The sequence below is a fragment of the Tenacibaculum ovolyticum DSM 18103 genome, assembly GCF_000430545.1.
Classification (GTDB): domain Bacteria; phylum Bacteroidota; class Bacteroidia; order Flavobacteriales; family Flavobacteriaceae; genus Polaribacter; species Polaribacter ovolyticus.
Genome location: NZ_AUMF01000024.1, coordinates 25,456 through 50,542, shown reverse-complemented (window position 1 = coordinate 50,542; position 25,087 = coordinate 25,456). Strand labels below are relative to the sequence as shown.

Below are 25,087 nucleotides of genomic sequence, written 5' to 3'. Positions count from 1 at the left end.
TTAATAAAACAGCTTTACGATATTCAAAAGAGAAATCAGTTATAGCAGTTTTTAAGGAACAAGTAATTAAAACTCCTAATAATATAGCTTTAGCTTTTGAGGGAGAAACAATGACATATGAAGATTTAGATAAAAAATCTAATAAGGTAGCAAGTTATATGCAAGCTACTAATATTACTGAGGGTTCTCATATAGGAATCTTATTTAATAGAGGATTTGAAATGATTATAAGTATCATTGGAATCTTAAAATCTGGAGCTACTTATGTACCATTAGATCCATCTTTACCTTTAAACAGGCTCTCTTTTATTATCGAAGATGCTGCTATTAATACGATTCTTTATAAAGAAGAAGCATTAAAAGCAATACTATCAATAAACGAAGATCAATTCATTCAAATAGATGAGCTATTAGCATCAAATTTTTCTTATAGACCAGTAACTAGAAATATTACGAGTACTGCATATATAATGTATACATCGGGTACTACAGGAACGCCTAAAGGAATCTTAATTACGGATGAAAATATTTTAACCTTAGTATATGATAAAGATGCCATTCAAATTCAATCTGATGATCGAGTTTTACAATGGTCTAATTATGCCTTTGATGGAGCTACTTATGAAATATTTGGAAGTTTATTATCTGGAGCTAGCCTATTTTTAATTCCTAATTCTTATGCTGCAAACATTGCTGATTTAGCAACTATTGTAAAAGGGGAAAAATTAACAGTAGCCTTTTTAACTACTGCATTATTCAACTCTTTTGTAGATTACGATTTATCTAGTTTAAATACTATTAGAATATTATTATTTGGAGGAGAACAGGTTTCTGTAAATCATGTAGAAAGAGCCTTTGAAGCTTTAGGAGCAGATGTACTAATTCATGTTTATGGACCTACAGAAACTACTACTTATGCAACGTATCATCCTATAAAAAATATACCTAAACAAGCACATACTATTCCTATCGGAAAACCCCTTTCTAATACACAATTATATGTATTAGATACAGAACAGCAACTTGTACCTATTGGTGTTGCTGGAGAACTTTATATTGGAGGATCTGGAGTTGCTAAAGGATATTTAAATAGAGCAGATTTAACAACAGAACATTTTATAAAAAGTCCTTTTAAGGTTGAAGACAGACTTTACAGAACTGGAGATTTAGTTCGTTGGTCAGAAGAAGGAAACATTGAATTTATAGGTAGAACAGACAATCAAGTTAAAATTAACGGATACCGTATTGAATTAGGCGAAATAGAAACTGTACTCTTTGAAGATGCTTCTGTTTTGACTTGTTGCATTTTAGTAAAACAAGATGCTAACGCAAACAAACGATTAGTATGTTATATTGTAGGGGACCTTAATTTTGAAAAAGAAAAAACACAAAATTTTTTACAAGAAAAATTACCAAACTATATGGTGCCTAGCATTTGGGTAGTGCTAGATCAAATGCCTTTAAACAGTAATGGTAAAATAGATAGAAAAGCTTTACCTGAACCAGATATGAGTCTTTTATCAAGTTCTGAATATGTTGAGCCAACCAATGCTGTTGAAGAGAAATTAGTTAGTATATGGCAAGAACTATTAAGTATTGATAAAATAGGAATACATGATAACTTTTTTGAAATTGGAGGACACTCTATTTTAGCTACCCGTGTTATTTCGATGATTAGAAAAGAATTAGCAATAGAAGTACCTGTTAAATTAATGTTTACCCAACCTACTATTGCTAGATTTGCATCTCAACTAAGCAATTTTTCTAAAAACACGTTACTTCCTGAAATAGTTCCACAAGATAAACCAGAGTTTATACCACTTTCATACAGTCAACAAGGATTATGGTTTATTGATAAGCTACAAGGTAGTTCTGAATATCATATATCTGTTGCAATAAAGTTATCAAGTGATATCAACATTGATATACTTGAACGATCTTTATACACTATTGTAGATCGTCATGAAATTTTAAGAACTGTTATTAAGGAAAATAACGGAGTTGGTTACCAAAAATTAATGACTACAAATAACTGGTTTTTATCTCAAGCTACTATTATAGATTCTTCGGAAGAAAAAAAGTTAGTTACAGAGTTTATTAACCAGCCTTTTGATTTATCAAAAGATTATATGCTTAGAGTTTGTTTATTTAAGTTACCAGGTAATAACTATGCCTTAGTATGCGTATTCCATCATATTGCATGTGATGGTTGGTCTTTATCCATTTTTACTGATGAATTTACTAATATATACAATACTTTATATGCTGGTAATGAATTTAGTTCACCAAAACTATCCATTCAATATGCAGATTATGCTATTTGGCAAAGAAAGTATATTTCTAAAGCCTTTTTAGAAGTTCAATTATCATACTGGAAACATAAATTACAGGGAACTATACCTATTCCTTTAGCTACAGACTTTGTAAGACCAGCTATACAAAGTACAGCCGGAGCAACAGTATACCTAGAATTAGACAATGCTTTAAAACAAAAACTAAATCAACTATGCCTACAAGAAGATGCTACCTTATTTATGGTTTTACTAGCAGGATTAAAAATTTTGTTAAGTAAATACAGTGGTCAAAAAGATATTTGTATAGGGACTCCTATGGCTAACAGGACTACTAAAAATATGGAAAATATGATGGGGTGTTTTGTTAATACAATTGCACTAAGAAGCAATATAGATGAATCTTTAAGTTTCCAAACCTTTTTAAAATCTATAAAAGAAACAACATTAGAAGGTTATGCTAATGGACAAGCTCCTTTTGATAATGTAGTAGATCGTGTTATTGGTGAAAGAGATATGAGTATTACCCCTATATTTCAAACGATGTTTAGTGTAGAAAATATTCCAGAATTAAATAACACGAAACCTAATACATTAAAGGTAGACAGCTATGAGTTTGAAGAAAATACTGCTCAGTTTGATTTAAATATTTCTGCTAGCGAACATGAAACGGGTATTTCTTTAGGTATTGAATATTGTACTGATTTGTTTAAAGAAGAAACAGTTCAAAAGATGTTTGACCATTATATTGAGTTGTTGAATAATATTACTGTTGATCAAACACAGGCCTTATCTTCATTATCAATACTTAGTACTACAGAGAAAGAGAAACTATTACATGTTTTTAATGATACAAATGTTAATTATGATTTAAATCTTACAGTCGTAGACTTGTTTCAAACACAAGTAAAGAATACACCTAATAAGATTGCTTTATCATTTGAAGGAGTTACGCAAACCTATGTAGAATTAGACAAACTTTCAAATAAACTAGCACAGTACTTAGTTGAACAAGGGGTTACCACTGATGATTTTGTGGGAATTTGTTTGGAACGTTCTTTTAATATGATTGTAGGGATTTTGGGGATTTTAAAAGCTGGAGGAGCTTATGTTCCAATAAAACCAGATTATCCAACATCAAGAATTCATCATATTTTAGAAGACACAAACTGTTTTATTTTAATTACAGATATTGCTAGCAAAAATGTAATAGAAAAAATATTAATTAATGATCTTGAAATAATAGAATTAGATTCAGAATATGCAACCTATCATAATCAACCAACAACATCATTAACGCATAATATTGATCCTAATTCACTAAGTTATGTGATATACACTTCTGGAAGTACTGGTACTCCTAAAGGAGCTTTAATAGAACATAAAGGATTATTGAATCATTTATTGGTAATGAATGACACCTTGGAGCTTAATGAAAATACAACTATTGCCTTTACGGCTCCATTTACATTTGATATTTCAGTTTGGCAAATCTTAAGTAGTTTATTGGTAGGTGGTAAAACAGCTATTTATAAAGAAAATGATTTATTAGACACCACAAAATTCGTAGAAAACCTAAATAATGATGCGGTTACTATTTTGCAATTAGTGCCTTCGTATACCGCAAGTTTACTTGAAACTACAAAATCAGGTCAACTTAATACATTAAATTACTTTTTAGTTACTGGTGAAGCAGTAACTAAAGATGTTTTAGATAAATGGTTTCAAGCTTACCCAAAAGTTCCTGTCATAAATGCTTACGGTCCAGCTGAAGCTTCAGATGATGTAACCTTACATGTCATGACCAAATCACCTAAAGATGGTTTAGTTTCTATTGGGAAACCAGTAGCTAACATGCAAATTTATATTGTAAACAGTGATGAAAACCTAACTCCTATTGGAGTTATCGGAGAACTTTGGGTAGGCGGTATTGGAGTTGGTCGCGGTTACTTAAACCTGGACCAACTAACAAAGAAAAAATTTATTACGAATCCTTTTACAGGAAAAGGAAGAGTTTATAAAACAGGTGATTTAGGGAAATGGTTGTCAGACGGAACAATAGAATTTGTAGGAAGAATAGATGATCAAGTAAAAATTCGTGGCCACCGTATAGAATTAGGCGAAATAGAAAACACTTTATCAAGTATTCCAGAAGTAATAAGTTGCTGTGTCTTAGCAAAAGAAGATGAAAATGGTATTAAAAATTTAGTAAGTTATATAGTAATTGATGGAGTATTAGATAATAATGATCTTCAAGAGAAATTACAATCAAAATTACCAGATTATATGGTACCTAGACTTTGGGTATCTTTAGATGAAATGCCATTGACTGCAAATGGTAAGGTAAATAAGAAAGCATTAACAAAAATAGATGTAATAGATGTGTCTTCTGATAAATATATAGAACCTCAAACAGATACAGAAATACAGCTAGCTGAAATTTGGCAAGAATTATTAGGGGTAGATAGAATAGGAATTCACGATAATTTCTTTGTTTTTGGTGGTCATTCGCTAATTGGGATAAAGCTTTTAGGTAGAATTGAGCAAAAATTTCATAAAAAATTACTTTTAAAAGAGCTTTTTATGTACCCATCTCTTCAAGAATTAGCCTTAAAATTAGAAGAAAAACAAGAAACAGCATACCAAGGAATTAAAGCTACAGAATTAAGAGAGTTTTATCCAGTTTCACATGCTCAAAAAAGACTTTGGTTATTACACGAATTTTCAAATAATAAAGTAGCATATAACGTACCAAGTATATATTGGTTAAAAGGTAATTTAAATACAAATGCATTATCAAAAGCTTTAATAACAGTTATTGAAAAGCATGAAATTTTACGAACTGTATTTAGAGAAGTAAAAGGAGAACCAAAACAATTTATTATTCCAATAAATAATTTTAAAGCACCTATTACTATTGAAAAATTTGATATTCAAGATAAGAAAATTGAAAACTTTATATCAACGATAGTAAATCAACCCTTTAATTTAGCTGAAGGCCCTTTAATAGATGTAAGGGTTTATGAAAAAAACACAAAAACAAATCTATTAGTTTTAAACCTTCATCATATTATATCTGATGGTTGGTCTTCTACAATTTTTCTAAATGAATTATGTGAATACTACAATACACTAATTCAAGAAATTCCTTTAAAGGTAGCTAAATTACCTATTCAATACAAGGATTATGCCGTATGGGAAAATCAACAACTAACCAATGGCATATTTGAGAAAAGTAAAGCGTACTGGAAGAAAAACTTAGCAGGTGAATTAACAAGGTTTTCATTATCTCAAACTTATAAAGGAACTAAAACAGCAACTAACATTGGAAAAACGTTAAGGCACCTTATTAATTATGATTTGTTACAGAAATTAGAAAAATTAGCATTAAAATTAAATGTTAGTTTATATATGCTCCTTTTAGGTACATTTAAAACATTAGCATACAGATATACAGGTATTAATGATATTATTATTGGTACGATAATAGCTGGTAGAGAAAAAGAAGAATTATCAGAACAAATAGGGTTTTATGTAAATACTATTGCACAAAGAACCTTTATTAATGGAGGTATATCCTTTAAAGAATTATTATTCAAACTTAAAAATACTTTATTAGATATTGAAGAACACCAGTATTATCCTTTTGACAAAGTAGTAAATGACTTAAATTTAGCTAATTCCGAAAATGAATCTCCTTTATTTGACATTTTATTTGTGCATCAAAATAATGATGACCTAGATGAATCTGTAAATATGGGAAATTTACAAATAGAAGACATTGATGGTGATTTAACTGAAAGTAAATTTGATGCTTCGTTTGTTACCAAGAAAATGAAAGATGGACTTGAGGTTTTTATTGAATATAATGCGTCAATTTATAGTGAAGAGTTTTTAAGTCAATACTTACATCATTTTGAAGGACTCTTGCGTACAATTGAACAAAATGTTGATAATTCAATTGATCAATTAAAATATTTAACACCAGAAGATCAATTCACCTTAGCTTCTTTTAATCAAACGGAAACTCTAAAAACAGATGCCACAATGCATCAAATAGTTGAACAAAGGGCTATTGAAAACCCTAATAAGAAAGCTATTATATTTAACGATGTTGTGTTAACATATGAAGCATTAAATACTAAAGCGAATTCATTAGCGTACTTTATTAAAAGTAAATACAATCCACAGAAAGATACTTTTATTGCTTTTTCAATGGAACGCTCAGAATGGCAAATTATAACCATGTTAGCTATTTTAAAAGTTGGAGCAGCTTTTTTACCTATTGATACCAAACAACCTAATCAAAGAAAAAAAATAATACTACAAGATGCAGATCCAGTATTGATAATTGCAGATGATACCTTGGATATAACAGATGTGGATTTAAATTTAGAACGATTAAATAACCTAAAAGAAGTATTATCTAAATACGACACAAAAAACTTAAACGAAGTTGTTAACTCAAACGATATAGCTTATGTGATTTATACTTCTGGATCAACAGGTGTTCCTAAAGGTGTAATGATACCGCACAAAGGAAATATCAATATGGTTTCTGATCAGATCAAACAATTAGCAATTACAGCAAATGATAACTGTTTACAATTTGCTAGCATATCTTTTGATGCTTCTATTTATGAAATTTTCATAGGTTTACATTCAGGTAGCACATTAGTATTAGTTTCAGAAGAAACTATTTCTAGTCCATTACAATTCACCGATTATATTAATAAATACGAAGTATCTTTTGCAACATTACCTCCTGCATATCTTTCTAATTTAGAAAAGGAAAAGCTAAAAACATTAAAAACAATTGTAACAGCTGGGGAATCCCCAAATTATGCAGATGCAATGTATTTCAGTAAAAAGCTTAATTACTTTAATGCTTACGGACCTACAGAATATAGTGTTTGTGCTACATTATATAAAGTAAAAGGTAATGAAAACGTTATTCCAATAGGTAAGCCTATCAGCAATACTAAAATTCACATTTTAGATAAATTTATGAATCCACTACCAATTGGTTGTTGGGGTGAATTATATTTAGCAGGAGATGGTATTGCTAGAGGTTATATTAACAAACCTGAAAAAAATAAAGAAGTATTTATAGAGCATCCTCTTATCCCAGATATTGAACTATATAAAACAGGAGATATAGGAAAATGGTTACCAGATGGAAATATTGAATTTAGTACACGTTCTGGTGATATAATTAAGATTAGAGGTTATAGAGTAGAAAAAGGAGAGATCATTTCTACGATTCTAAAGCACAAAATTATTAAAGAAGCTGTAATCTCTTTTGATGCTACCAATCAAGTTTTAACAGCATTTGTAATTGCTAATAAATCATTAGATATTCAAAATTTAAAAGAATACTTAAAAAGTTTACTTCCAGACTATATGGTTCCTAGTTTTATTGTGGAAATCAATAAAATACCACTTACAAATAATGGAAAAGTAGATTATAAAAAACTAAAAAGTATTTCAGTTGATAGAAAGAAAATAGTTTCAAGTATAGAAATTACGTTACCAGAAAATAACTTAGAAGAAAAAGTATTAACTATTTGGAAAGCTATTATAGGTAATGAAATTAATATTAGTACTACAGATAATTTCTTTGAAATAGGTGGGCAATCCATCACTGCCATGAAATTGATTAACGATTTATGGAATACATTTAAAAAAGAAATAAAGTTAAAAGATCTATTACTTTCACCTACTATTAAAGGCTTAGCAAATTTATTACAAGATGAAGGGAAGAAAGAAGCTTCTTTAATTATATCTCTTAATGAAGTAAATAATCATAAATCTAAATTTTTTATGATACCTCCGGTTATAGGAACTCCATTACTTTACAGACCATTAGCTCAAAAATTAGCAGACAATCAAATAACTTGTTTAGGGGTACAATATAGTGGTTTTGAAGCAGAAGAAATATTAGATACTAGTATAGAAGAAATGGTAGAAAACATGTATTTAAATATGCAAGCACATTTAGATAGAACATGTGAAAACATTGTTTTAGGTTATTCTATGGGAGCTTTATTAGCCGTTGAGATTGTTGCACGTATTGAAGCTAAAGGATACCGAACAAAATTGATTTTAGTTGATAAAGAACGTGAAAATGATACTTCAATTACTGGTAACGATACTTTTAATGAAATTATAAACGAGCAATTAGACGGTTTTGGAATACCAGAATTTAGTAGAGCTAGAGTATATGATTTAATTCATAATAATATATCAATTTTAAAAACTTATAAAGGTTATAAAGAAGTATTGAAATCAGATATACTTGCTATAGAGGCTAAAAATAGTTTTGGTAAAAACAAAATGAAATCTTGGAAAAAAGTTACAAATTCAAACTTTAAACATGCTTCAGTAAAAGGAGATCACTTTAACATTTTAGAACACGAAAACCTAAATGAGGTTTTTAAAATCATAACTAAATTTATTAATAACAATTAATCATTCTAAAAATTAAATTTTACAAAAATGGGATTATTTAAATTACTGCAGAAAAAATCAAAGTTTTTCTACTTAAACCTAGGGGTTTTAGGACTTATAAACGCCTTATGGGCTTCTGCCTTGCTATTGTTTATTAACAATAAAATTACTGGGGAAAAATTACCTTTTGTACCAGAACAATATGATTGGATTGTCTATTGTGGTTTAATTGTATTTTCATTCATAGTAGCCCGTTATTTTCAGGCGTATATGATTAAACTTACTTATGAATTAGGTAATGAATTAAACTTATCTATTTTCAATAAATTAAGATTTACCAGTTATAAAGAATTTCTTGACCTTGGTGAAGAGAAAGTAAGAACAGCTATGGAAGATGTTTCTACATTACAAAGTTTTCCTCAAAACTTTATAGAAACGTTTAATGCAGCTATTATGGTCACCATTGGTATTATTTATTTATTTGTAACACATCCTCTTGGCGCTGCAGTTGTTTTAGCAACATTAGTAACTTTGGCTGTTATTTACCTTTTAAGAAATGATAGTATAGAAAAAGATATTATCAAGTCTAGAAACTTAGCAGAAATATATCAAAATAATGTAAATGATTTCTTAAGAGGCTTTAGAGAAATTAAAATGAGCACCAAAAGAAGTGATACCATTTATATAGATTACATGACTAAGAATAGAAATAACGTTAAAAACCTTACTGTTAAAACCGTAACTAAATTTTTAGTAAACAACTTAATGGGAAGTTATGCAGGTCATTTAATGATTGGTGTTATATTATTTGCCTTACCAGCAATGTTATTAATTACGGCTGATGTTAGAACTAATTTTGTTATCACTATTTTATACATATTAGGTTCTGTTAGTTCGGTAGTTGAAGCTATTGAAGAATTTACAAAAATGAAAGTTGCCGTAACCAGATTAAATGAATTTAATGAAACCCTAGGAATTAAACAAGGTGATGCATTAAACCACGGAGACATGACTAACTTTAATACTGAATTTAAGTCAATTCGTTTTGAAAATGTTGAATATGAATATTACAATGATAAAAAAGAAGTAGCGTTTAAATTAAAACCATTGAACTTAACTATTACCAAAGGTGAAAGTATATTTATTACAGGAGGGAATGGTAGCGGAAAAAGTACATTTATTATGCTATTAGTTGGCTTATACAAGCCTATTTCTGGTAAAATATTTTTAAATGATACGTTAATTACTGCTAATAATTATAGCTATTACAGAGATCAAATCTCCTGTATCTTTACAGATAACTATCTTTTTACAGAAAATTATAACAACTTTGATTACGAAAAGAAAGACAATGAATTAACGAAGTTAGTTAAAGAAATGCAAATAGAAAGGGTATTTGAAATTAACAAAGAAGAAGGTAAGGTAAAGGTAAGTTTATCTAAAGGACAACAAAAAAGAGTTGCTTTGATATATAGTTTATTAGAAGAAAAAGAAGTGCTAGTTTTAGACGAATGGGCAGCAGAACAAGATCCTGAATTTAGAGCATATTTTTACAATGTTATTATTCCTAGATTAAAAGAACAAGGAAAAACAGTTGTTTCTGTAACTCATGACGATGCTTATTTTAAGCAAGCAAAAAGATTGATTAAGTTCAATTTTGGAAACATTGAATCTGATAGCATTAACACAAAAGAAAAGGTGAAAAATATGGAGTTACAATCAATGTAAATGTTAAGTATATTCCTTTAAAGAAAAGAAATAATGAGAAAAAAAATCAACCTACTATTAATTTTATCAATACTAAATATATCCTTATTAATGTCTCAACAGATAAAAGAATCTTTGCAAGTTGTTTTAAATTCAAAAGAGTTTAAAAGTGTTTTAAGAGAAGAATCAAATGGTAAAACATTTATACCTGTAATTTTGAAAGTTGATGATAGTGATTTAACAAAATTACATTTGTCTTCGTTTAATAAAAAAGTTAACATAATTGTTAATGAAGAGCATACAGAATCAATGGTTCCAAAAAAACAGATACCACTTATTCTGGAGTTTTATGCCGTTAATGATTTCTTCGGGAAAGCAAAATACATTTTTTTCTTTAACGAAAAAGAAATGGTTGTAAGATTAAAAAAGAAAAAAGATAGCTGGTATATAAAATCCTTTAAAACGAAAAATAAGTCAACGAATTCCTTGAGGTGGGAATTTTAATACGATATATAGATAATTATTTTGTATTAAAAATATAACAAGTTTTTTTTAAAAAAAAAACTCAAAAAACAAGTTGTGATTGAAACAATTTTTTTATAAGTCAATAAGATTATTAGTTTATTAAATTACTCACGTTATATTTTTTATTTAAAAACTCATTGTGTTAAGGGGGCTAATCTTTATAACGTATATAGTCTTGAGCCTATTCTATTGCTTTCAATTGTCTAATGTGATTTTTACTTAATGATTTATTATCTGTATATCATAATATCTATCTATTAAAATAATACAACAGAAAAAATGAAACTTATCTGTCTTACCTACGCTGGAGGTAATAAATATTCCTACCGGAATATTTCACAGTACATCGATGAAAAAATAGAAACAATTACCTTGGAGTTACCAGGTAGAGGAACCAGAATTATGGAACCATTATTGGAAAGTATGGATGAAGTTGTTGATGATGTTTATAATCAAATTCAACAACATTTACATAATCCTTATATGCTTTTTGGCCACTCTATGGGAGCTTTATTAGGAAATTTAATCTTACATAAATTAAATAAAAATAATAAATCTTTACCTGTTTGTTTTTTAGCAACAGGTTGCTCATCTCCTTTGATAAGAGGAACAAAAAACAGAATTCATGATTTAGATGAAGTGTCATTTAAACGAAAAATCATACAATTGGGAGGTTTACCAAAAGAATTGATTGAAAATCAAGAGCTTTTAGATTTTGTATTTCCTATTTTAAGATCTGATATAAAAGCTATTGAAACAAACATGTATGTAGAGGATACAAAATACAATGTACCTGTGAAAATACTTTGCGGCTTAAATGAAAATATAACGGTTGGAGACATAAAAGATTGGCAAAAGGAAACTTCATCTACTTTTAGTTATGAGTTTTTAAAAGGGAATCACTTTTTCATACTCGATCATATAGAGTTTATTGCTAATACCATAAATAAAATTCTGCTAAAAGAATCAAAACCTGTTTTTTAAAACAAATATTTACATAAACTAAACTCTTTCAAAAGAGAAAACTAAAGAAAATGAAAAATAATAGTATCACTAAAATACTTCTAGCACTCCTTTTTTGTTGTCCTTTACTATTTGTAAACGCGCAATCTTCAGGCTCAATAACTACAAAAATTTTTGATGAATCATCAGAACCATTAGAGTTTTCAACCAATGTATTATATCGTGCGCAAGATTCTTCTATGGTAAAAATAGCGATATCTGAACCTAACGGAAGTATTGTTTTTAACGACATTCCATTTCAAAGATATTATATGCACACCAGTTTTGTTGGTTTTAAAGATGTATACACCAATTTTGTACACAAAACTAACGCTACAGAAATTCCTGCTATTCAGCTAAAAAGCGGAAATATTCTTGAAGAAGTTGAAATCAAAAGCAGACGAAGATTTATCAAAAGAGAAATAGATAGAGTTGTTTTAAACGTAAATGCTACTATGAATGCGGATGGTGGAAGTTTAGCAGAAGTTTTACAAGTTGCTCCAGGCGTAAATTTAGGAGCAAACGGAAATATTTCATTACGTGGAAAATCTGGAGTTATTGTTTTAATTGACGGAAGACGTTCTTATTTGCAAGGTAGTGATTTAGAAAATTTTATAAGCGGAATTCCTGCAAATCAATTTTCAAATATAGAAATAATGACCAATCCTCCTGCCAAATATGAAGCTGAAGGTAATGCAGGGATTATTAATATCATTACTAAAAAGAACTACCAAAAAGGATGGGAATTAAATTTAAACTCATCATATAGACAAGGTAAATATGCGACAATAGCAAATAGTATTGGTTTAAATATAAATTCTAAAAAAATAAGTTTCTTTAGTAATGTAAGTTACACTAACAGAAATGATTTTGAAGATTATTATATCGTTAGAAAGTTTTATGATACGAACGATAATCTCCTTTCTGTATTTGACCAAAATACGTTTATGAAAAGAAGAAATAATCTCTTAACTGCCAGATTAGGGTTGGATTATTTTATAAATGAACAAACGACTATAGGTTTTTCTATTACTCCACAAGTAACTATTGGAGATACAAATATTAGTAACCTTACTTCACTTTTAGATGCTACTAATACAGTAAATACTACATTAATTGGGCCAGCAGTATATGATGCAGATTATAGAAATTTTAAATCCAATATTCATCTATCTCATAAACTAGATGAAAACGGGCAAAATATTTCTGCGGATTTAGATTATTTAAAATTCAAATCAGAAGTAGAACAATCTTTTCAAAATAGTTATTTTGATACTTCAGATAATTTAACAGAAAATGAAAAGTTATTAAATATCTTACCACAAGATATTAGCATATTTACAGCAAAAGTTGATTATACATTGCCATTAAGTGAAGTGTCTAAATTAGAATTAGGTGCAAAAATAGGTTTTGTAAAATCAGATAATGATGCTAAATTTTACGAACAAGTAGGTAATGAGCTGGTTTTGAATACGTCTTTAAGCAATTATTTTAAATACGATGAAAATGTAAATGCCGGATACGTAAACTATACACAATTATTTGGTAATATATCTTTCCAAGCAGGAGTTAGAGTTGAAAAGACAGACATTACAGGAAATCAAGTAAAAGAAAATGTTATTTTCACAAATAACTATATCAATATTTTACCATCGGCCTTTTTTAAATATGATTTAGGTGAAGGAGAACATGTAGGGTTATCTTATGGTAGAAGATTAGAGAGACCTGAGTATAAAGATTTAAACCCTTTTAGATATTTCTATGATGCCTATACTTTTGAAGAAGGAAACCCAGAATTAACGCCTCAATTTAGTGATAATTTTGAGTTAAGCTATTCTCTTTTTGATGGAGCTATTTCTACATCATTATATTATAATAAAACAAAAGATATTATTACGGAAGTTATTTTTCAAGATGATGTAACTAACGAAACATTTATAAGAAAAGAAAACCTAAATAATTTAACAACTTATGGAGCCAATTTGAGTATAGAAATGCCAGTTACAGAAGATTTAGCTATTTCTTTAAACTTAGATTATAGCCAAAATAAACTAAAGGGTATAGTTGGTAATGATAAGTTTTCTATTGAAGCAAATACATTCTCAGCTTCTTTATTAAATCAATATAGTATTAATAACAATTGGAAATTAGAATTAGCAGGTTGGTACACCTCTGAAAGTTTATCAGATACCTTTGTTAGAGAACCTTTTGGAAGAGTTTCATTTGGTATCTCTAGAAAAATTTGTGATGGTAGAGGGAAAATTAGATTAAGTGGAAATGATATTTTTGGTTGGACAAATTTTAATGCTAAAAGTGGTTTCCCTAATACAGACTTAACAGTAAAAAACACATGGCAAACAAAAACATTAATGTTAGCTTTTACGTATAGATTAGGTAGTGGTTATAACAAAAAGACGAAAGATAGAGAAACAGGTAGTGAGCAAGAAAACAATCGTTTAGAACAATATCAAGAATAATATTAATGGTAAACAAACAATTTGATAACAAGTGTTTTGTAATTTTAAAATGTATTTATTCATAATAAAGCACTAGGTTTTAGTAGAAGTCTTGATTCATAATTATTTAGCGAAAAAATTATCAATCCTAATATAGCCTTGACCTGTAAAAGAATATTTTTAAGTCAAATACTCATTAAAAATCACTTTTTAAAAGAATAAGATGTAGTAGCATATTTAAAAAAATATGACACATCTGCGATAACCAAATTCTTTTATCAATATACTTTATTAGTTAAATAAAATAGACATATTCCATCTATACTATGGGAAATGTCCAGGTATAATATTGTTTAAATATTAGGAGTATGCTGAAAATCCTTTAAAGAGTAGGCACTAACTATTAAATTTTATAAAATGAAAAATTTCAATCAAACAAACGAGTTTCAAGTAGAAAAATTAGAAGAACGTTTAGAAATGGCTTCTTGGAATGACTCATGTGTCCCTACTCCTGGTCAGGTTACATGTGATTTCTAAAAACTAGAAATTAAGCCTTAGTAGTAATTTAACTACAAACAAAAAAATGGAGCTTGCCGAAAATCCTTTAAAAGAGTAAGCATTAATTATTAAATTTTATAAAATGAAAAATTTTAATCAAACAAACGAATTTCAAGTAGAAAAATTAGAAGAACGTTTAGAAATGGCTTCTTGGAATGACTCATGTGTCCCTACTCCTGGTCAGGTTACATGTGATTTCTAAAAACTAGAAATTAAGCTTTAGTAGTATTTAACTACGAACAAAAAATTGGAGTATGCTGAAAATCCTTTAAAGAGTAGGCAATGAATTAATAAATTTTATAAAAATGAAAAATTTTAATCAAACAAACGAATTTCAAGTAGAAAAATTAGAAGAACGTTTAGAAATGGCTTCTTGGGATGATACATGTGTCCCTACACCTGGTAATGTTACATGTGATTTCTAAAAATTAGAAATTAAGTTACTGTTGTAGTTAGCTACAACAGTAACTCTTTATATCATCAATACAAAAACTATAATTTTTTTAGGAAAAATGATTCAATTATCTGAAAAACAAATACAAGAGCAAAGCTTTAAAACAACTTTTACAGTTGCTTTAAATAATTACCTGAATACACTAGAGTTGCCTGAAAATATAGTAAAAGCAATTGCTGATAAACAGTTTATAGAGAATAACCCAGTATATTATACATACTATCCATATTTATTTAATACTGTATTTAAAATAGAAAATAAAAAGATTTTAGATGTACTTACTATTGCTGGGTTTTTATATTATAAAGCTATAATTTTAGTAGATGAAATGTTTGATAATCAGTCGCCAAAGGATAGTTTCTTTTCGTACTTGATTTCTGATATTTGTAAAGAAGAATCAATAAAATTACTTTCGAGTTTATTTCCTAATAACCATCAATTTTGGAAATCATGGAATTCTAGAAAATTTCAATACGTAAAAGCCTTTGAAATAGATCAAAAATCACATGCTATTAATTCTTACGAAGGCTTTGAAAAATTAGCAGATTATAAATCAGCTTTTGGTAAAGTAGCAATAGACGCGTTATATCATATCTCTAAACTAAACGATATAGTATTATATACAGATTTACTAAACGCTCATAAATTTTTTTACACCGCTTTTCAAATAACCGACGACGTTTCAGACCTTCAAGAAGATATTGAGAATGGGCAATTTAATATTGCTTACTTTGAACTTACACAAGAAATTGGTGAACAGGAAATTAAAGGAAAAACAATTAAGAATTTAAAAAAAGCTATGTACTTAAATGGTACAGCCGTAAAACTGTATGATAAAGCATTAGGATATTTAGAAAAGGCTAAAAAAACAATAGCACCTTACGACTTACCAGCATGGAAAATTGAAATTCAAAAACTATACAACGAAATAGTTAAAAATCAATTAAACATGTCAGGATTTGTAGCTGTTTTTCATAGCCGACAAAAACTATCAAATCAAAAAATAAATAATTATAAGTCCCCGGAAATAGCATTTGATAACGCTAAAAAATTTATACAAAACTCACAAAATAAAGAAAAAGGAAATTGGATAGATTATTTTAATGATGCAGGAATAAGTGATATTTGGACTACAGGATTTCTTCTATCTCAAGAAGAAAACAATATAAATTATAAAATAGATACTACAAAAGCAGTTGCTTTTTTACAACAACACACTGCTGAAAATAATATTTGGGGGTATAATAGTAAATGGATTTCAGATGCAGATTCTACCACTTTTGTTCTAAGAGCCTTATTAAAAAACAATATAAAAATATCAGAAGAACAATTAAATAATTGGTATTCTTTTCAAAATGAAGATGGTGGTTTTAGTACTTACAAATCTAAAGAAGAAGTAATTGTTTCATTAAACTTCTCAACTGATGCAAATGTAAAAGGATGGTTAAATTCTCATTTTTGTGTGAGTGCTGCAGCTTATTTATTCTTATGTGAAGCAAACATTAAAAATAGGGCATTCTTTAATGTGAAAAAATACTTAGAGTTTATAATTCAACAAGAAGATGCTGTAAAATCATACTGGTGGACCCATGATGTTTATGCTTTTAATCTTATTTTAAAAGGAGCCTTTTTAATAGAGGATATAAATATGATTAAACTAGCATCAAGTTCATTAGAGAACTTTGTAAAGAGTACTTCGTATACAAAATTGAAAGAAGATAAAAATTGCTTTTATTTAGGTTTATTATTAGAGTCACTAATTGTAAACAATCTTTTTTTAGAAAAGTACAAACAAGATATAAATGAAATTGTAAGTATTGTTTTAAATGAACAATTAAAAGATGGGTCATGGTTAGAAAATGCATCAATGCGAATTCCTCAACCATCAATTATAAATGCAAATTCATCAAATGTTACTTGGAAAGTAAGTGATTCTGGAACTAATATTATTGTAAAAGATTTTCATAGATTATTTACAACCTCTGCTTGTATATCGGGGTTGTCTAGTTATATAAATAGTAATTTATAAAAAAATAAAAACTAAGTAACCAATGAATGTTTTACAATTAATTCCAATAAAATCCCTAGACGCAGAAATTCTACCATACGATGGAAATGGAAATTTAGTTGTGCATAATAAATTGAATCATTATGTAAAGATTACAGAACTTGTTACTGTGCTTCTTGAATTGGTAGATGGAAAAAAAACAGTAACAGAACTTTCAGAAAAATTTAGCGAGGCTATAAATAAAGATGTAAGCGCAGAAAAAGTTTATGAAATTTTATATAAAGACCTAGGAAAATATCAGATTATAGAAAATGATCTTTATTCAAATGAAATTGCTTCAAAACCAGACTATTTAAAACTTAGTTTTGATGTTATTCCAGAAAAAATAGTAGCACCTATTGCTAAGTTAATTGCTCCATTATTTTCAAAAACTATATTTTACCCAATACAAGTAAGTTGTTTGATATTTATAGCTTTTATTGGAGTTAATTATTGGGGGGAGGTAACTTTTGAATCTTTTACTAATTTACCCTTTTCAAAAGCTCTTTTTATTGGAGTTGTAATCGTTGTTACGCTGTTTTTACATGAATTTGGTCACGCAGCAGCTTGTAATCATTTTGGGGGAAAACATGGTAATATTGGTTTTGGCTTTTATTTACTATCACCAGTGATGTTTGCAGATGTTTCTGATATTTGGAAGTTAACTAAAAAACAACGAATTGTTGTAAATCTCGCTGGTCTTCATATACAAGTATTAATTGCTACATTATTTGGGGTTTTATTTTTATTTACACATAAAATTGAGTTTCTAGTTCTTGTTTATTTATTAGGTATTTTAAGTGTTTTGGTGAATCTAAATCCTTTTTTTAGAACCGATGGATATTGGGTCTTATCAGATATTACTGGAGTAAATAATCTTAGAGCTAATTCTAATCAAAAAATAAAACAATTTTTTGGTCAATTTATACAAAAGAATGTTTTTATCTATTCTAAAAAGAATATCCTTTTATTCCTATATGCCCTTATAAGTAATTCTTTCATTGTTGTTTTTTTAGGTTGGATTTTAATCACAGATTATAATGCTATTTTTAGTTATCCAATAACTATTTACAATCTTATAGAAGATTTTCTTAAAGGTGGTTTTAAATTCGATTATAACTCACTTAAAAAGCTTACAATTCCGCTATTATTCTATTACATCTTATTTAGGTTTTTAAAAAAAATGTATCAAAGAATGAAAGTTATTAAAACAATAAATACAAAAGAAGTACTATGGATTGGTGTACATATTGTCTTATCTGTAATTTATTTACTTTCAGCAGTTGGTAAAACATTAGATTTTTCACCTTTTAAACAAAAGGTGCTAGAATATGCACCAAATATTGGCTTTTTAGCCTATTTTATTATTGCTCTTGAGTATTTCTTAGCATTAAGCTTTGCTACTTGGATATTTAAAAAAGTAGTTCCAAAAGTATCAATTGCTTTTTTATTGATGTTAAGTTTGGTATACAGCTACGGGTATTTTCAATTAGGGATAAAAGAATGCGATTGTTTTGGCAGCTTTGATGTATTAAACTCAAGTAAAATTGAAGTTGTATTATTAAAAAATACTTTTTTACTTTTATTATCCTTTTTTCTTCTGAAACAACTTAAAACTACTATTTCTAAACGAACAGTTAAAATACTCATTTCTATAGTTATCGTGTTTTTAACTACGTTTCAGGTTTTTAAATTTAACGCTTCAAAGTCATCTGGTTTTGTATTCAAGAATATTGGTAATTCTATTTATGATTCAGGGGTTACAATTTCTAATGAAATGAAAAAGGCTGAATATTGGTTTTTGTTTTCACCAAATTGTATCCACTGTAAAAATGCAATTCCGCATATGAACGATATAGCAAATGGAGGTGAAAAAGTAATTGGAATTAGTATTCTAGAAAAAAAGGAGGATTTTAATACGCTTAAAAACAGTATGAAAGTTGATTTTCCTGTTGAGTTTATTACAAGAAACGCGTTAAGAAAACTTACTAAAAATGTGCCTGTTTTATTAACTATAAAAAACGACACGGTTATAAAAGTAAACAACAAAATAGGAGAAAATCTACCTGATTAATTTGTCTTTAACTCTTTTTCAATGAAAACCATAACAGTTATTTCTGTAAGAAATCATACATTAATGCCGCAAAAATTGTGGGATTGTTGTTTGAATTTAATTCCAAAACATCAACATTCAAAAATAACTAAATTTTATCATTGGAAAGATCGTCAAGCTTCTTTAATTGGTAAATTATTACTAAAAAAAATAGCAGAAAATTTCTTTGGTAAAGATGCTTTTTTAAAAATAAAATATACCAAATATCAAAAACCATACTTGGATGAAGAGTTTTCATTTAACATTTCTCATTCTGGAGAATATGTTGTTTTTGCATATACACTTTCTAAAGAACCTTTAGGTATTGATATAGAAAAAATAGATTCGAAAATAAAAATAAAAGATTTTCATTCCGTTTTAACTGCCGTTGAAAAAAACAAAATTTATAAATCACAAACACCAATATGTACTTTTTATGATTTATGGACAATTAAAGAAGCGGTATCAAAAGCAGACGGAAGAGGTTTACATATTCCTTTAACAGAAATAAAAATTAATACAGATCATATTATCACTAACACAGATAAATGGTTTTATAAAAACATATTGATTACAGAAAATTACAAATGTCATATTAGTACATCTATCAAAAAAAATGTTGTCAATTTAACACATATGACTATAGATAATCTGTATGAAAAACTAGTCAAAACTACTAACCAAAATTAATTTTAAAATGAAAGAAATAAGAAGAGTTGAAAAAATTTCTAAAGAAGAATTTTTGCAAAATAACATTACAGGGAATTTTCCAATAATTATTACAGATGCAATGAGTGATTGGGATTTATCAAGGTTTCAACCTGCATCCTTAAAAAAAGAATTTGGCTCTGAGTTTACCCAAATTTATGATGATTTGTTTGATTTACAGAATGTTGCTTCGTTAGAAAGTTATCTGGATGCTAATTTTAATAAACCAAATATTGATTGTAAGAATTATGTAAGATGGTATACAAAATTAAAAGATGTAGATTTTTTATGGTCAGATGATGTATTTGATAGTTTAAAAGAATCTTGGACTCATCCTTATTTTTTGCCACAAGATTCATTATTAGTTCCATTGGTAAGAGAAGGAGAAAATAAAAGTATTACTGAATTTAGATTTCCATATAAAGGATTATTTATTTCTGGAAAAGGTTCAAGAACAAGATTGCATAAAGATCCGTTTAATAGTAATGCTGTTTTATGTCAGTTATATGGAAAAAAGGACATTACATTATATGCTCCAGATCAAGAAGAATATGTAATGAATGGTGATGAGTTTGTAAACATTATTGATCCAGATTTAAATAAATTTTCGGAATTTACATCAGCAAAAATTCATACTAAAGTAACTTTATCTGCTGGTGAAATAATTCTTTTCCCTGCAGGATGGTTTCATGATGTTACTTGTGCTACCGATAGTATTTCTATTACCTGGAATTTTGTTCATGCTTCTGGTTTAGAAAAATTAATAAATCATTTACGAAAAAATCCAAACGACAGTCAAATAGAAATTTTAAGATTTTTTTTAGGAGATCAAGTTTCTTCAACAACAACGGTAGATGAAATTATAGCCGTATTAGAAAAAAGTATAGTTAAAGAAAGAGTATAAATATTTAATTTTATGGAAGTTTTAAAATTTGGAGGGAGTTCAGTTAGTTCTAAAACTTCTTTAGAAAATATGTTACAAATAATTAAGGAATATAACTCGAATGAAACTCCTTTAATTATTGTAGTTTCTGCACTAAAAGGAATAACTAATAATTTAGTGCGGGTTACCGATTTATTAAAAGTTCAAGATGAAGAATACAGAAAAGTCCTTAAATTAATTTCTGATGAACATATTGAGTTTATAAACTATATATTTCAAGAAGTACCTAAAGGATTATTAAAAATTATTAAAAGACTTGAAAAAGATTTAATACAAATTTCAAGTCTTATTATTAAAAAAGGTAATTTAATAGGGAAGGATTATGATAAAATTGTGAGTTTTGGTGAGTTATTTTCTGCCCATATTATAGCTACATACTTAAAAGGTAATCAAATGAGTTTTTCATTTAAAGATGCCCGAGAATTGATAATTACCAATAATAACTTTACGAATGCTAAAATAGATTGGGATTTAACAAAATCTATAATGCATTCTTTTTTTTATGAAAATAAGAAAAGCTATGTAGTTACGGGGTTTATTGCTCGCTCTATTTATGGAGATACTACAACTTTAGGCAGGGGGGGGTCTGATTATACAGCTACAGTTTTAGGAACTATTTTAAATGCAAAAAAAGTTACTAAATGGACTGACGTAAATGGTATTATGACAGCAGATCCTAATACTGTAATGAAGGCTAGTTCCTTAGATAATATTACTTATGATGAACTTAAAAACTTAACGAAATTTGGGTCGAATGTATTAGTTCATCCAAATTCTATTAATGAACTGTCAAAACATAATATTCCTTTTTTAATACGAAATACTTTTAACTTTAATTTTAAAGGAACCCAGGTTATAAATCACGAAAATACATTACAACGTGTTTTGTCAGTACATCAATCATGTAGTATTGTGGCTTTTGAAAAAAAGACAGACCTAAGTAAAAATTTAATTAAAGAGGTAATTGATAAAGATTATTTATTTTTTAGAATAAAAAAAACTAATAATCAAAACAAATCATTTTATATTGTAGCTAATGACTGTATTAATTTTTTTAGCTTAAACCTTAAAGGTTCTCAAGAAAGTATTATATTATTTTCTGATTTAAAAAATATTGAAATAGTTGATAGAAATATTGATTTGATTACAATTACTAGTAAAAAAATGGATAAAAAATTAGAGCTAGAAAATATTAAAAACTTATTAGTTGAGCATAATATTAATATTCTTGGGTTTCGATTTTTTAATAATTCGATTTCTTTAATTTTTAATAAAACTGATTTTAAAAAAGCATTAGTCTTACTTCATGAAGAACTAACAAGTTCTTTTTTAAAGGTTGAAAATAATTTCATATAGTAATTTTTTTTATTTGGTTAAATCAGTTTTGTAATTTTCCTTTAGACAAAGAAGGTATTTTTTGAAGTTTATAAAATACATTTAAAAATGATATGTAAAATTTGAATATATGAGATATTTAAGTTTTCTTTCAGAAAGAATAAAAGTAGTTGTTAGTAGAAGGTTTCATCAATAAAACTTAAAATAGAGTATAAAACAAAACCCGCAATTTAAAATTGCGGGTTTTTTATAATATAGTAAGTCAGCTTATTTTAAACCACCAGTCATGTCTTCAGGTTTTACCCATTCGTCATATTCAGCTTCGGTAACATAACCTAAACGAACAGCTTCTACTTTTAAGGTAGTTCCGTTTGCATGCGCTGTATTTGCTATTTCAGCAGCTTTATAATATCCTATTTTTGTATTTAATGCAGTAACTAGCATTAATGAGTTGTTTACTAACTCAGTAATTCTACCGTGATTTGGCTCAATACCAGCAGCACAATTAACATCAAAAGATACACAAGCATCTCCAATTAATTGAGCAGATTGTAATACGTTAGCCGCCATCATTGGTTTAAATACGTTTAATTCGTAATGCCCTTGCGTACCACCAACAGTAACAGCAACATCGTTACCCATAACTTGTGCACAAACCATAGTAATTGCTTCTGCCTGCGTAGGGTTTACTTTTCCTGGCATAATAGAAGAACCTGGTTCGTTAGCAGGAATAATTAATTCACCAATACCAGAACGTGGACCTGAAGCCATCATACGAATATCATTTGCTATTTTATTAATAGAAACCGCTAATTGTTTTAAAGAACCATGTGTTTCAACAAAAGCATCGTGTGCAGCTAAGGCTTCAAATTTATTTTCGGCAGTTATAAATGGTAAACCTGTAAATTCTGCAATGTACTTAGCAACTAAAACATCGTAACCAGCAGGTGTGTTTAATCCTGTACCAACAGCAGTACCACCTAAAGCTAATTGCGATAAGTGTTCTAAAGAATTTTTTAATGCTTTTAAACCGAAGTTTAATTGTGCTACATAACCAGAAAATTCTTGACCTAAGGTTAGGGGAGTAGCATCCATTAAATGCGTACGACCTATTTTTACAACATCTTTAAAAGCTTCTGATTTTGCCTGTAAAGTATCGCGTAATTGTTCTACTCCAGGTATTGTTACTTCTACAATTTTCTTGTAAGCAGCAATATGCATACCTGTAGGAAATGTATCGTTAGATGATTGCGATTTGTTTACATCATCATTTGGCTGAATGGTTTTTTCTCCTTCACCGATTACTTTACCAGCAATTTCATGCGCTCTGTTAGCAATAACTTCGTTACAGTTCATGTTAGATTGCGTACCAGAACCTGTTTGCCATATAACTAACGGAAATTGATCGTTGTGTTTACCAGCTAAAATTTCATCACAAACTTGTGCAATTAAATCTCTTTTTTCATTAGCTAATACACCTAATTCGGCATTTGTATAAGCAGCAGCTTTTTTAAGATAAGCAAAACCATAAACTATTTCTAAAGGCATAGAACCTGAAGGACCTATTTTAAAGTTGTTACGAGAGCGTTCTGTTTGGGCTCCCCAATATTTATCAGCAGGAACTTCAACATTCCCCATTGTGTCTTTTTCGATTCTGAACTTTGTCATTATAAAATGATTTAAAAGAATATATATTAACTAAGTTTCAAAATTACAAATTCTTATAGTTTTTGTGGATGATTTTTATCAGATTTTATTGCTTGGAAAGAAAAATAGTTTTAATTTTGCTGCTCAACAAATTTATTAAGCAAAAAACAAAATGTTAGATTTTTCAGAATTTTCAGGATTGGTACTATTCATGTTTATTTTTACAACAGGTTTTTGGTTGTTAATTTTCTTATTAACATTTGTTGTTCCTTATTGGATTGGTGGAACAATCTTAGAAAACATTAAATTAAAAAGAGAAGCTAAAAAGGCAGCTCAAGAATTAGAGTAGTCTTTTTAAAAAATATATACTAAAAGCTCGTTCATTTATTTGAACGAGCTTTTTATTTTAAAAAGAGTTTCTTCTTCTTCTATTCTTGTTACCTTTTCTTGAGGGGCGATTTTTTCGAAACTCTTTTTTGTGTTCTTTCATAATTTTTTTAAGTTCATCTAATTGTTTGCTGTTTATAAACTTATGTAATTCTTTTTGTTGTTTTAAATTTATCTCTTGAATGCGAACCTTTTTTTCCTGATCAGGTATTTCCTGAATTTTGATTTCTTTTTTTTCTTTGCCGTATTTTACAAGAATTTCTTTAACCATTAATAACTGAATATTATCTAACTTTAGTTTTTCTTGAATTTTTTCTAGTTGTTTATCAGTAATTTGCTCGGTGTTTTGTTTTTTTTGAGCGAAAATATTTAAAGATAAAAACAGTAATAAGATATTTGTGAAAATAAATTTATTCATAAATAATGTTTTAGGTAGTATTTATTGCGTTAGGGATTGAATGGTTTGTTTGAGCTCTTTTACTAAC

13 protein-coding genes are annotated in these 25,087 nt (G+C 28.1%); 11 read left to right on the top strand and 2 right to left on the bottom strand.

What is annotated here, in order from left to right; genetic code table 11:
* The first annotated feature begins 41 nt into the window (after window positions 1-41).
* The 10 genes from H518_RS0109375 (at window position 42) to H518_RS0109315 (ending at window position 22,589) form a co-directional block, all read left to right on the top strand.
* On the top strand, window positions 42-8,762 hold the full coding sequence (locus H518_RS0109375; protein ID WP_262509214.1) for a non-ribosomal peptide synthetase: 8,721 nt from the start codon (window positions 42-44) through the stop codon (window positions 8,760-8,762).
* 27 nt (window positions 8,763-8,789) lie between these two features.
* Window positions 8,790-10,469 (top strand): ATP-binding cassette domain-containing protein, encoded by a 1,680-nt coding sequence (locus tag H518_RS0109370; protein WP_028888812.1) that lies wholly within the window; start codon window positions 8,790-8,792, stop codon window positions 10,467-10,469.
* Window positions 10,470-10,502: 33 nt separating this feature from the next.
* Complete coding sequence (locus H518_RS0109365) at window positions 10,503-10,952, top strand: hypothetical protein (RefSeq protein WP_155995194.1); 450 nt, start codon at window positions 10,503-10,505, stop codon at window positions 10,950-10,952.
* Window positions 10,953-11,252: 300 nt separating this feature from the next.
* The gene (locus H518_RS0109360) at window positions 11,253-11,957 is read left to right on the top strand and encodes a thioesterase II family protein (RefSeq protein WP_081411175.1); all 705 of its coding nucleotides are present in this window, start codon (window positions 11,253-11,255) and stop codon (window positions 11,955-11,957) included.
* A gap of 50 nt (window positions 11,958-12,007) precedes the next feature.
* Window positions 12,008-14,452, top strand: coding sequence for an outer membrane beta-barrel family protein (locus H518_RS0109355; protein WP_028888809.1), 2,445 nt, complete (start codon window positions 12,008-12,010; stop codon window positions 14,450-14,452).
* 1,049 nt (window positions 14,453-15,501) lie between these two features.
* Window positions 15,502-17,472, top strand: a complete 1,971-nt coding sequence (locus H518_RS0109335; protein WP_028888808.1) for a prenyltransferase/squalene oxidase repeat-containing protein — start codon at window positions 15,502-15,504, stop codon at window positions 17,470-17,472.
* Between the two features lie 22 nt (window positions 17,473-17,494).
* A complete protein-coding gene (locus H518_RS0109330) occupies window positions 17,495-19,564 on the top strand; it encodes a MauE/DoxX family redox-associated membrane protein (protein ID WP_028888807.1) in 2,070 nt (689 codons plus the stop codon).
* Window positions 19,565-19,585: 21 nt separating this feature from the next.
* Window positions 19,586-20,272 carry a 4'-phosphopantetheinyl transferase family protein gene (locus H518_RS19595; RefSeq protein WP_051263725.1) on the top strand — a complete coding sequence of 229 codons (687 nt, stop codon included), beginning with the start codon at window positions 19,586-19,588 and terminating at the stop codon, window positions 20,270-20,272.
* A gap of 7 nt (window positions 20,273-20,279) precedes the next feature.
* Window positions 20,280-21,194, top strand: coding sequence for a cupin-like domain-containing protein (locus H518_RS0109320; protein WP_028888806.1), 915 nt, complete (start codon window positions 20,280-20,282; stop codon window positions 21,192-21,194).
* 12 nt (window positions 21,195-21,206) lie between these two features.
* Window positions 21,207-22,589: an aspartate kinase gene (locus H518_RS0109315; protein ID WP_028888805.1), complete on the top strand. Its 1,383-nt coding sequence runs from the start codon at window positions 21,207-21,209 to the stop codon at window positions 22,587-22,589.
* Between the two features lie 246 nt (window positions 22,590-22,835).
* Here the strand turns inward: H518_RS0109315 and fumC are convergent, their stop codons facing one another.
* The gene (fumC, locus tag H518_RS0109310) at window positions 22,836-24,236 is read right to left on the bottom strand and encodes a class II fumarate hydratase (RefSeq protein WP_028888804.1); all 1,401 of its coding nucleotides are present in this window, start codon (window positions 24,234-24,236) and stop codon (window positions 22,836-22,838) included.
* 151 nt (window positions 24,237-24,387) lie between these two features.
* On the opposite strand from fumC, the gene H518_RS21285 reads away from it, so the two are divergent.
* On the top strand, window positions 24,388-24,564 hold the full coding sequence (locus tag H518_RS21285) for a hypothetical protein (RefSeq protein ID WP_028888803.1): 177 nt from the start codon (window positions 24,388-24,390) through the stop codon (window positions 24,562-24,564).
* A 57-nt stretch (window positions 24,565-24,621) separates the two neighbouring features.
* Here H518_RS21285 and H518_RS0109300 read toward each other — a convergent pair whose 3' ends face one another.
* Window positions 24,622-25,020 (bottom strand): hypothetical protein, encoded by a 399-nt coding sequence (locus H518_RS0109300; RefSeq protein WP_028888802.1) that lies wholly within the window; start codon window positions 25,018-25,020, stop codon window positions 24,622-24,624.
* Window positions 25,021-25,087: the final 67 nt, after the last annotated feature.

Coding starts and splice junctions, on each gene's coding strand:
- H518_RS0109370 (WP_028888812.1), top strand. CDS start 8,790: ATGGGATTATTTAAATTACTGCAGAAAAAATCAAAGTTTTTCTACTTA.
- H518_RS0109365 (WP_155995194.1), top strand. CDS start 10,503: ATGAGAAAAAAAATCAACCTACTATTAATTTTATCAATACTAAATATA.
- H518_RS0109360 (WP_081411175.1), top strand. CDS start 11,253: ATGAAACTTATCTGTCTTACCTACGCTGGAGGTAATAAATATTCCTAC.
- H518_RS0109355 (WP_028888809.1), top strand. CDS start 12,008: ATGAAAAATAATAGTATCACTAAAATACTTCTAGCACTCCTTTTTTGT.
- H518_RS0109335 (WP_028888808.1), top strand. CDS start 15,502: ATGATTCAATTATCTGAAAAACAAATACAAGAGCAAAGCTTTAAAACA.
- H518_RS0109330 (WP_028888807.1), top strand. CDS start 17,495: ATGAATGTTTTACAATTAATTCCAATAAAATCCCTAGACGCAGAAATT.
- H518_RS19595 (WP_051263725.1), top strand. CDS start 19,586: ATGAAAACCATAACAGTTATTTCTGTAAGAAATCATACATTAATGCCG.
- H518_RS0109320 (WP_028888806.1), top strand. CDS start 20,280: ATGAAAGAAATAAGAAGAGTTGAAAAAATTTCTAAAGAAGAATTTTTG.
- H518_RS0109315 (WP_028888805.1), top strand. CDS start 21,207: ATGGAAGTTTTAAAATTTGGAGGGAGTTCAGTTAGTTCTAAAACTTCT.
- fumC (WP_028888804.1), bottom strand. CDS start 24,236: ATGACAAAGTTCAGAATCGAAAAAGACACAATGGGGAATGTTGAAGTT.
- H518_RS21285 (WP_028888803.1), top strand. CDS start 24,388: ATGTTAGATTTTTCAGAATTTTCAGGATTGGTACTATTCATGTTTATT.
- H518_RS0109300 (WP_028888802.1), bottom strand. CDS start 25,020: ATGAATAAATTTATTTTCACAAATATCTTATTACTGTTTTTATCTTTA.